The sequence below is a fragment of the Streptomyces spongiae genome (assembly GCF_009377185.1).
Classification (GTDB): domain Bacteria; phylum Actinomycetota; class Actinomycetes; order Streptomycetales; family Streptomycetaceae; genus Streptomyces; species Streptomyces spongiae.
In genome coordinates this window covers 1-9,077 of sequence record NZ_VJZC01000408.1, presented here as the reverse complement: position 1 = coordinate 9,077, position 9,077 = coordinate 1, and the positions used below count along the sequence as shown (strand labels likewise).

The window sequence follows — 9,077 nt, the reverse complement described above, 5'->3', positions numbered from 1 at the left end:
GGGCGGGGCCGGCCTGAGCGCCAGTGGCCGACGCGGCCCCGGCATCCGACGCGGAGGCAGGGTCCGAGGCGGGGTCGGGATCCGACGCGGAGGCAGGGCCCATGGCGGAGGCAGCGTCCGAGGCCGGGTCGTCGGGCGTGTTCGGCCCGGGCGGGGCGTTCGAGCCCTCGTCGTGCGCGTCCGCGTCCATTCCGCCCCGATTCCCGATGGTCCGGTTCGCGTGCCCGTCTCCCGGTCCGTTGTTCGTCTGTTCGCCTGCTCGCCTGTTCGCCTGCTCGTCCGGCCTGGTCGAGGACGTCGTCTCTCGCCGGCCGCGGACGCCGCACCGTGCGGTGCTCGCAACCGCGGTGCTCGCACCGGAACGGTACTCAGACCCACCCGCCCTGCGCAGCCACACCGGGCACAGCGATCACATCAGCACACCAGTCACACCGGCGGCGACGAGTTATCCACAGCGGTTGACACCTTACGGGGCCTCGACCCACCATTGATCCGAGCGGACCGAACGATCGGTCGGGAGTGAGTGAGAGGTCGAGGGGGACCGATGGCTACAGCAGCGCAGCGGATTACCCGGACGCCGGCGGGGGACGGCCCGGCGGACAAGACCGCAGCCGCGGCGGCGTACGAGGCGGCCTTCGACGCCGCCGTGGCGGCCGACGAGCGCATCGAGCCGCGGGACTGGATGCCGGACGCCTACCGCGCCACGCTCGTCCGGCAGATCGCCCAGCACGCCCACTCCGAGATCATCGGCATGCAGCCCGAGGCCAACTGGATCACGCGGGCCCCCTCCCTGCGCCGCAAGGCGATCCTCATGGCCAAGGTCCAGGACGAGGCCGGCCACGGGCTGTATCTGTACAGCGCGGCGGAGACCCTCGGCACCAGCCGCGACGAGCTGCTGGACAAGCTGCACAGCGGCCGCCAGAAGTACTCCTCGATCTTCAACTACCCAACGCTGACCTGGGCGGACGTCGGCGCCATCGGCTGGTTGGTGGACGGCGCCGCGATCACCAACCAGGTGCCGCTGTGCCGCTGCTCCTACGGGCCGTACGCGCGCGCGATGGTCCGCATCTGCAAGGAGGAGTCCTTCCACCAGCGCCAGGGGTACGAGCTGCTGCTGGCCCTCAGCCGCGGCACCCCCGAGCAGCACGAGATGGCGCAGGACGCGGTGAACCGCTGGTGGTGGCCGTCCCTCATGATGTTCGGTCCGCCCGACGACGAGTCACAGCACTCCGCGCAGTCGATGACATGGAAGATCAAGCGCCATTCGAACGACGAGCTGCGCCAGCGCTTCGTGGACATCTGCGTCCCCCAGGCCGAGACCCTGGGCCTCACACTCCCGGACCCGGACCTGAGGTGGAACCAGGAGCGGGAGCACCACGACTTCGGCGAGATCGACTGGTCGGAGTTCCGGGAGGTCCTCAAGGGCAACGGCCCGTGCAACGAACAGCGGATCACCCAGCGCAGACGCGCCCACGACGAGGGCGCCTGGGTACGGGAAGCGGCCGCGGCGTACGCCGAGAAACACGCGGCCAAGGGCAAGGAGGCGGCGGCATGACCACCAGCGACTGGCCCCTGTGGGAGGTCTTCGTCCGCTCCCGCCGCGGGCTCTCGCACACCCACGCCGGCAGTCTGCACGCCCCGGACGCCGAGCTGGCCCTGCGCAACGCGCGGGACCTGTACACCCGGCGCGGCGAGGGCGTCTCCATCTGGGTCGTCCCCTCCGCCGCCGTCACGGCGTCCTCGCCGGACGAGAAGGACCCGTTCTTCGAACCGGCCGCTGACAAGCCCTACCGCCACCCGACGTTCTACGAGATCCCGGAGGGGGTGAAGCACCTGTGACGGAGACGACCAGGACGCCCCAGGCCACGGTAGCGGCCAAGGCACCTCGGACACGCGAGTCCGTCCACCACGCCGCGGCCCTGGCCCTCGGCGACGACGCCCTCGTGCTCTCGCACCGTCTGGGGGAGTGGGCGGGCCACGCCCCGGTCCTGGAAGAGGACGTCGCCCTCGCCAACATCGCGCTGGATCTGCTGGGCCAGGCCAGGGTGCTGCTGTCGATGGCCGGGGACGAGGACGAGCTGGCGTATCTGCGCGAGGAGCGCGCCTTCCGCAACCTCCAGCTCGTCGAGCAGCCGAACGGCGACTTCGCGCACACGATCGCCCGCCAGCTGTACTTCTCCACGTACCAGCGGCTCCTGTACGCGCACCTGGCCACCGGGGACGGCGAGTTCGCCGGGCTGGCCGCCAAGGCGGTCAAGGAGGTGTCCTACCACCAGGACCACGCCGAGCAGTGGACCCTGCGGCTCGGTGACGGCACGGACGTCAGCCACGAGCGGATGCGGCGGGCGTGCCAGGCGCTGTGGCGGTTCACCGGCGAGATGTTCCAGCCGGTGGAGGGCCTGGACTTCGACGGGGAGGAGCTCCGGGCCGCCTGGCTGGAGTCCGTGTCCGCCGTCCTGCGCCGGGCGACGCTGGATGTTCCCGAGGGTCCGCAGTCCGGTGGATGGAGCGCGGGCGCGGGACGGCAGGGGCTGCACACCGAGTCCTTCGGGCGGATGCTCGCCGAGATGCAGCATCTGCACCGCAGTCACCCGGGGGCGTCATGGTGACCTCCCCGGCCCCCGCGACGCCCCTGGAGGCGGAGCTGCTCAGGCTGGCCGGCTCCGTGCCCGACCCCGAGCTGCCCGTGCTCACCCTGGAGGAGCTGGGCGTCGTCCGCGCGGTGCACGTCCTCTCGGCCGACTCGGTCGAGATCGAGCTGACCCCGACGTACACGGGCTGCCCGGCCATCGAGGCGATGTCGCTCGACATGGAGCGGGTGCTGCGCGAGCACGGCATCCGGGAGGTGTCCGTCCGCACGGTGCTCACCCCGCCCTGGTCCACGGACGACATCTCGCCCGAAGGCCGCCGCAAGCTGCGGGAGTTCGGCATAGCGCCACCGCGGACGGTCCGGGAGCCCGGACCGGTCACGCTGGCCCTCGGGCCGACCCGCACGACCGCGCCGGAGACGGGCACGGGCACGCAGGCCCCGGACACGCGGGACACGAATGCGCGGGACACAGACCCGGTGCACTGCCCGCACTGCGGATCGGCCGACACGGAGCTGTTGAGCCGTTTCTCGTCCACCGCGTGCAAGGCGCTGCGGCGCTGTCTGGACTGCCGTGAACCGTTCGACCACTTCAAGGAGTTGTGATGGCCCGTTTCCACACGCTCCCGGTGACGGCGGTCGACCGGCTGACCGACGACTCCGTGGCCCTCACCCTCGCCGTGCCGCCGGAGTTCCGCGCGGACTACCGGCACGCGCCCGGCCAGCACCTCGCCCTGCGCCGCACGGTCGACGGCACGGAGATCCGCCGTACGTACTCGATCTGCTCCCCGGCCCCGGCACCCGGCACCGACGGTCCCCGGACACTGCGGGTCGGGGTGCGGCTGGTCGAGGGCGGCGCCTTCTCCACGTACGCGCTGAAGGAGATCATCGCCGGCGACGCGGTGGAGGTGATGACCCCGGCGGGCCGCTTCACACTGGAGCCCGCGCCCGGGCAGTACGCGGCGATCGTCGGCGGCAGCGGCATCACCCCTGTGCTGTCGATCGTGACGACACTGCTGGCGCGGGAGCCGGAGGCGCGGTTCTGCCTCATACGCAGCGATCGGACGTCGGCCTCGACGATGTTCCTGGAGGAGGTCGCCGATCTCAAGGATCGCTACCCCGAGCGGTTCCAGCTGGTGACGGTGCTCTCCCGGGAGGAACAGCAGGCGGGGCTGCCGTCCGGGCGGCTCGACCAGGAGCGGCTGACGGGGCTGCTGCCGGCGCTGCTGCCCGTGGAGAGGGTGGCGGGGTGGTTCCTGTGCGGGCCGTTCGGCCTGGTGCAGGGGGCGGAGCGGGCACTGCGCGGGCTCGGAGTGGAGCGGGCCCGGATCCACGAAGAGATCTTCCACGTGGACGCCAAAGCCGCGCCGGTCCCGGTCTCGCCGGCCCCCGCGCACAGTTCGGTGACCGTCCGACTCGACGGCCGTGGCGGGAGCTGGCCGGTGCGGGACGGCGAATCGCTCCTGGACACCGTGCTGCGCAACCGTCCCGACGCGCCCTACGCCTGCAAGGGCGGAGTGTGCGGAACCTGCCGGACGTTCCTGGTGGCGGGCGAGGTGCGGATGGACCGAAACTTCGCCCTGGAACCGGAGGAGACCGAGGCCGGATACGTACTGGCCTGCCAGTCGCATCCGGCGACGGAGAAGGTGGAGCTGGACTTCGACCGCTGAGCGCGGGACGTTCCCTGAACCCCTCTCTGAACCCTCCCTGGACGCTCCCTGAACCCTCCCTGGACATTCCCTTCTTCTAGAACCTGTTCTATCTTGACGCTCCGTCAGATCAGGGGCGTCGGATGGCGGCGTGCGGAAGGGGACAGGACCGTGGACTTCACCTTCAGCGAGGAGCAGCAGGCGGCCGTCGAGGCGGCGAAGGCGGTGTTCGCCGGGGTCGCGCCCGACGGGGTGCCCAGCCCGGCGCTCACTCCCGGTGCCGTGGCCGACGACTTCGACCGTCCGCTGTGGGCGAAGCTCGCCGACGCGGACCTGCTGAGCCTGCTGCTGGAGCCGGAGTACGGCGGGGCGGGGCTGGACGCCATCGCGCTGTGCCTGGTGCTGCGCGAGTCGGCGAAGGTGCTGGCGCGGGTGCCGTTGCTGGAGAGCACGGCGGCCGCCCTGGCCGTACAGGCCCACGGGAGCGAGGAGCTGAAGGCCGAGCTGCTGGCGCGGGCCGGCCGGGGCGAGACGGTGCTGACCGTCGCCGCGAACGGCCGCACCGGCCACGACCCGGCCGAACTCGCCGTGACGGCACGGCACGAGGGCGACGGGAGCTGGGTCCTGGACGGCGTGCAGACGGCGGTGCCGTGGGCGCACAACGCCGACCTCGTCCTCGTCCCCGCACACGTTCCGGCGACCGGACGCGCCGTGCTGGCGCTCGTGCCCCGGGTGCACGAGGGGGCCGTGCTCGCGGAGCAGGTCTCGACGTCGGGTGAGCGGCTCGGTGAGCTGTGCCTGGAGTCCGTGAGGCTCCCGGCGCGGGACGTCCTCGACGCCGACGGGGCGTGGGAGTGGCTGCGGGCGCTGCTGGCCACCGGGACGTGCGCGCTGGCGCTCGGTCTGGGCGAGGGCGTGCTCGGTATGACCAGCGAGTACACGGGGAAGCGGGAGCAGTTCGGGTTCCCGATCGCCACGTTCCAGGCCGTCGCCGTGCAGGCGGCGGACCGCTACATCGACCTGCGCGCGATGGAGGCGACGCTGTGGCAGGCGGCGTGGCGGCTCGGTTCGGAGGCAGGGGGCGCACTGCCGCCCGCCGGGGACGTGGCCGTGGCCAAGATCTGGGCGTCGGAGGGCGTACGGCGGGTCGTGCAGACGGCACAGCACCTGCACGGCGGCTTCGGCGCCGACACCGACTACCCGCTCCACCGGTACCACGCCTGGGCCAAGCAACTGGAACTGTCCCTCGGCCCGGCGGCGGCCCACGAGGAGACCCTGGGTGACCTGCTGGCGACGCACCCCCTCGGATGACGTAGCCCCGGATGACGCCGCCCCCACCCGGACCGTGACCGCGGCACGAAGCCGAGCGGTTCACGACTGCGGCACGAAGCCGAGCGGTTCATGACTACGGCACGAAGCCGAGCGGTTCATGACTACGGCACGAAGCCGAGCGGTTCATGACTGCGGCACGAAGCCGAGCGGCTCGTGGCTACAGCACGAAGCCCGGCTGCCCCTTGCCGTCCACGACCGTGCGACCGCTGGCCGCCCAGATCTGCATGCCGCCGTCGACGTTCACGGCGTCGATGCCCTGCTGGACGAGGTACATCGTGACCTGGGCCGACCGTCCGCCGCTGCGGCAGATCACATGGACCCGCCCGTCCTGCGGTGCCGCCTCGGTGAACTCGCCGTAACGGGCCACGAACTCGCTGATGGGGATGTGCAGCGCCCCTTCGGCGTGACCCGCCTGCCACTCGTCGTCCTCCCGGACGTCCAGCAGAAAGTCACCGTCCGCGAGGTTCGCGACCTCGACCGTGGGCACACCAGCTCCGAATTGCATGGGTCCGACGCTACCCGACCGGCCAGGGAGACATCGCGGCCGACCAGGGCGCCCCACGGCACCCGGAGGTCCCGCTAGCCGAGCAGCCCGGCCAGTTCCGCCTCGCGTTCGGCGACCTGGGCGATGAGTTGTTCGGCGATCTCGTCGAGGAGACGGTCGGGGTCGTCCGGCGCCAGACGCAGCATCGCACCGATCGGCCCCTCCTCCAGCTCGCGGGCGACCAGGGTGAGCATCTCCTTGCGCTGGGCGAGCCATTCGAGGCGGGCGTAGAGCTCCTCGCTGCGGCTCGGCCTGTGCTCCTCGGGGACCGGACCCGCTTCCCACTCCTCGGAGAGTTCCCGCAGCAGCGCCTCGTCGCCCCGGCCGTACGCCGCGTTGACCCGGGCGATGAACTCGTCGCGCCGCTTGCGCTCGCTCTCGTCCCGCGCCAGGTCGGGGTGGGCCTTGCGGACGAGCTCGCGGTAGAGCTTGCGGGCCTCCTCGCTGGGGCGCACCCGCTCCGGGGGCCGTACCGGCTGGTCCGTGAGCATCGCCGCGGCCTCCGGGAACAGTCCCTCCGAGTCCATCCAGCCGTGGAACAGCTCCTCGACCCCGGGCATCGGCATGACCCGCGCTCGGGCTTCCTGGGCGGCGCGGATGTCCTCCGGGGCGCCGCTGCGGGCGGCCCGCGCCTCGGCGATCTGTGCCTCCAGCTCGTCGAGCCGCGCGTACATCGGTCCGAGCTTCTGGTGGTGCAGCCGCGAGAAGTTCTCCACCTCGACCCGGAAGGTCTCGAGGGCGATCTCGTACTCGATCAACGCCTGCTCGGCCGCGCGTACGGCTCGCTCCAGCCGCTCCTCGGGCCGTGCGGTCTCGGTCCCGTCGGACTCACCCGCGACCGTGCCACCCGGGGTCGGCTCACCCGCAGCCGTCCCACCCGCGTTCGTATCGGAGCTGCCCTGGTCCTCGACGGTCGCTCCGGCGTCACCCGCGCCGTCTGCGGACCCGGCCCCGACTCCGGAACCCACGGCCTCTTTGGACCCGGACCGCTCCTCTGCGGAGCCCTGCCCGCGCTGCTCGTCAGCGCCGGACGGCACCTCGGCAGGCGCGGCCGCCTCCTCCTGCGGACCTCCCGCATGGGGCACGGACTGGGACTGTTCGGCTTCCGGGGTCGTCACCCGACCAGCGTAGGCCACGGCCCGACCGCCCACCGAAGTTCACCGCCCGGGCCCGGAGGCCCGGCCCTCTCACACGTTCGGCTCCGCCTCGCGCCCGCGCCCGCCGGTCCCGTCACACTCCCGGCTCCGTCACACTCCCGGGCCCGTCACGCTCCCGGCTCCGTCACACTCCCGATTCCGCCGCGATCCGCCCGGCCCTGACCGCCGCCACCAACGCGTTGTGGTCGGCCTCCGTCCGGTCCGCGTACGTGAGGGCGAACGACGCGATCCCCTCGTCCAGCTCCTCGCTCTTGCCGCAGTAACCCGCGAGCAGCCGGGGGTCGGCGGTGTGGGTGTGGGCGCGGGCCAGGAGAGCGCCGGTCATGCGGGCGTAGTCGTCGATCTGGTCGGCGGCGAGAGCCGCCGGGTCGACGCTGCCCTTGCGGTTGCGGAACTGCCGCACCTGGAAGGGGCGTCCGTCGACCGAGGTCCAGCCGAGCAGGATGTCGCTGACGACCTGCATGCGCTTCTGGCCGAGAACCACACGGCGGCCTTCGTGGGGCACCTGAGGGGCCTCGAAGCCGGCGGTCGCCAGATGCGGGAGCAGCACCGAGGGACGGGCCTCCTTGACCTGGAGGACCAGCGCCTCGCCCCGGTGGTCCAACAGGAGGACGACGTACGAGCGGGTGCCCACGCTGCCGGTACCGACCACGCGGAACGCGACGTCGTGCGCCGCGTACCGGGCCAGGAGCGGCAGGCGGTCCTCGGACAGGGTCGTCAGGTACTCCTCCAGGGAGGTCGCGACAGCCGCGGCCTCCTCGTCCGGCACGCGGCGCAGCACCGGCGCGGCGTCCACGAAGCGGCGGCTGCCGTCCTCCAGCACCTCCGTCGACTTCGCCGCGAACCGCCCGCTCGTGTTCGCCCGCGCCTTCTCCGACACCCGCTCCAGCGTGCCGAGCAGGTCGTGGGCGTCGGTGTGGGAGACGAGTTCCTCGTCCGCGATGGCGTTCCACGCGTCGAGCACCGGCAGCTTGGAGAGCAGTCGCACGGTGCGGCGGTACGCCCCCACCGTGTCGTACGCCGCCTTACGGCACCTGTCCTCGTCGGCGCCCGCCTCCCGGCCCGCGAGGACGAGCGAGGTGGCGAGCCGCTTGAGGTCCCACTCCCAGGGGCCGTGCACGGTCTCGTCGAAGTCGTTCAGGTCGATGACCAGGCCGCCGCGCGCGTCCGCGTACAGGCCGAAGTTCGCCGCGTGCGCGTCGCCGCAGATCTGGGCGCCGATGCCGGTGACCGGCGTGCGCGCGAGGTCGTACGCCATGAGGCCGGCTGAACCGCGCAGGAAGGCGAAGGGTGTCGCGGCCATTTTGCCGACCCGTATAGGCGTGAGCTCGGGGAGCCTGCCGAGGTTGGACTCCTCGACCGCGGCCGCCGCGTCCGGCCGGTCGGCGTCGAGCGTCAGCTCCGCGTGAGCGGCGCGCCGCACCCGCGCGCGCAGCGCCTTCCCCTCTTCCTTGGGCGAGCCGCCCTCCACGGGCCACCGCGCGAGACCCCGCACCCGGGGCACCCGCACCCCGACAGCCGCCTGGGCCTCCGGCACCGCACTGACCTCGGTCATTCCGACCACCTCGCCCGCGCACGAACATCAACTTGGGACGACGTTACAACCGGCGGCCGAAACGCGTCACACCCTGTGGACAACTCCATGACTGTGGACAACTCCGCACCCTGGGGACAACCGGCGGGCAGGCGTTTCGCCACGGCGGCGAGTGCGTCGACCAGTTTGCGCACTCCTGTGCCTTCGTCGACGCCGATCCCGGCGGCGCGCATCCGCGCGACCAACCCCGGACACGCCGACAGTTGCGCGGCCG

10 protein-coding genes and 1 pseudogene are annotated in these 9,077 nt (G+C 72.3%); 6 read left to right on the top strand and 5 right to left on the bottom strand.

Annotated elements, in window-relative coordinates; genetic code table 11:
• Positions 1-190 (bottom strand): annotated as a pseudogene (locus FNH08_RS52495) (hypothetical protein); the annotation flags it as partial.
• A gap of 354 nt (positions 191-544) precedes the next feature.
• On the opposite strand from FNH08_RS52495, the gene paaA reads away from it, so the two are divergent.
• From paaA to FNH08_RS36175, 6 genes are all read left to right on the top strand, one after another.
• Positions 545-1,555: a 1,2-phenylacetyl-CoA epoxidase subunit PaaA gene (gene paaA / locus FNH08_RS36200; protein WP_152775770.1), complete on the top strand. Its 1,011-nt coding sequence runs from the start codon at positions 545-547 to the stop codon at positions 1,553-1,555.
• Positions 1,552-1,839: a 1,2-phenylacetyl-CoA epoxidase subunit PaaB gene (paaB, locus tag FNH08_RS36195; protein WP_152775769.1), complete on the top strand. Its 288-nt coding sequence runs from the start codon at positions 1,552-1,554 to the stop codon at positions 1,837-1,839. Before paaA ends, paaB begins: the two co-directional genes overlap by 4 nt.
• Before the next feature lie 80 nt (positions 1,840-1,919).
• On the top strand, positions 1,920-2,609 hold the full coding sequence (paaC, locus tag FNH08_RS36190) for a 1,2-phenylacetyl-CoA epoxidase subunit PaaC (protein ID WP_152775771.1): 690 nt from the start codon (positions 1,920-1,922) through the stop codon (positions 2,607-2,609).
• Positions 2,603-3,193: a 1,2-phenylacetyl-CoA epoxidase subunit PaaD gene (gene paaD / locus FNH08_RS36185; RefSeq protein WP_152775768.1), complete on the top strand. Its 591-nt coding sequence runs from the start codon at positions 2,603-2,605 to the stop codon at positions 3,191-3,193. Before paaC ends, paaD begins: the two co-directional genes overlap by 7 nt.
• Positions 3,193-4,257 (top strand): 2Fe-2S iron-sulfur cluster-binding protein, encoded by a 1,065-nt coding sequence (locus tag FNH08_RS36180; RefSeq protein WP_152775767.1) that lies wholly within the window; start codon positions 3,193-3,195, stop codon positions 4,255-4,257. The genes paaD and FNH08_RS36180 overlap by 1 nt, the downstream gene beginning before the upstream one ends.
• A gap of 150 nt (positions 4,258-4,407) precedes the next feature.
• The gene (locus FNH08_RS36175; RefSeq protein WP_322726054.1) at positions 4,408-5,547 is read left to right on the top strand and encodes an acyl-CoA dehydrogenase family protein; all 1,140 of its coding nucleotides are present in this window, start codon (positions 4,408-4,410) and stop codon (positions 5,545-5,547) included.
• 178 nt (positions 5,548-5,725) lie between these two features.
• Here FNH08_RS36175 and FNH08_RS36170 read toward each other — a convergent pair whose 3' ends face one another.
• The 4 genes from FNH08_RS36170 to FNH08_RS52490 form a co-directional block, all read right to left on the bottom strand.
• On the bottom strand, positions 5,726-6,055 hold the full coding sequence (locus FNH08_RS36170; protein WP_322726056.1) for a rhodanese-like domain-containing protein: 330 nt from the start codon (positions 6,053-6,055) through the stop codon (positions 5,726-5,728).
• 92 nt (positions 6,056-6,147) lie between these two features.
• Positions 6,148-7,230: a J domain-containing protein gene (locus tag FNH08_RS36165; RefSeq protein ID WP_407704515.1), complete on the bottom strand. Its 1,083-nt coding sequence runs from the start codon at positions 7,228-7,230 to the stop codon at positions 6,148-6,150.
• Positions 7,231-7,393: 163 nt separating this feature from the next.
• Positions 7,394-8,824 (bottom strand): DUF2252 domain-containing protein, encoded by a 1,431-nt coding sequence (locus FNH08_RS36160; RefSeq protein ID WP_152775764.1) that lies wholly within the window; start codon positions 8,822-8,824, stop codon positions 7,394-7,396.
• A partial coding sequence (locus FNH08_RS52490; protein ID WP_228034562.1) for a hypothetical protein occupies positions 8,821-9,077 on the bottom strand: 257 nt, incomplete at its 5' end. The genes FNH08_RS52490 and FNH08_RS36160, both read right to left, overlap by 4 nt.

What these genes read in the sequence shown, in the direction of transcription:
- paaD (WP_152775768.1), top strand. Translation starts at nt 2,603, where the DNA reads ATGGTGACCTCCCCGGCCCCCGCGACGCCCCTGGAGGCGGAGCTGCTC.
- paaA (WP_152775770.1), top strand. Translation starts at nt 545, where the DNA reads ATGGCTACAGCAGCGCAGCGGATTACCCGGACGCCGGCGGGGGACGGC.
- FNH08_RS36180 (WP_152775767.1), top strand. Translation starts at nt 3,193, where the DNA reads ATGGCCCGTTTCCACACGCTCCCGGTGACGGCGGTCGACCGGCTGACC.
- FNH08_RS36160 (WP_152775764.1), bottom strand. Translation starts at nt 8,824, where the DNA reads ATGACCGAGGTCAGTGCGGTGCCGGAGGCCCAGGCGGCTGTCGGGGTG.
- paaB (WP_152775769.1), top strand. Translation starts at nt 1,552, where the DNA reads ATGACCACCAGCGACTGGCCCCTGTGGGAGGTCTTCGTCCGCTCCCGC.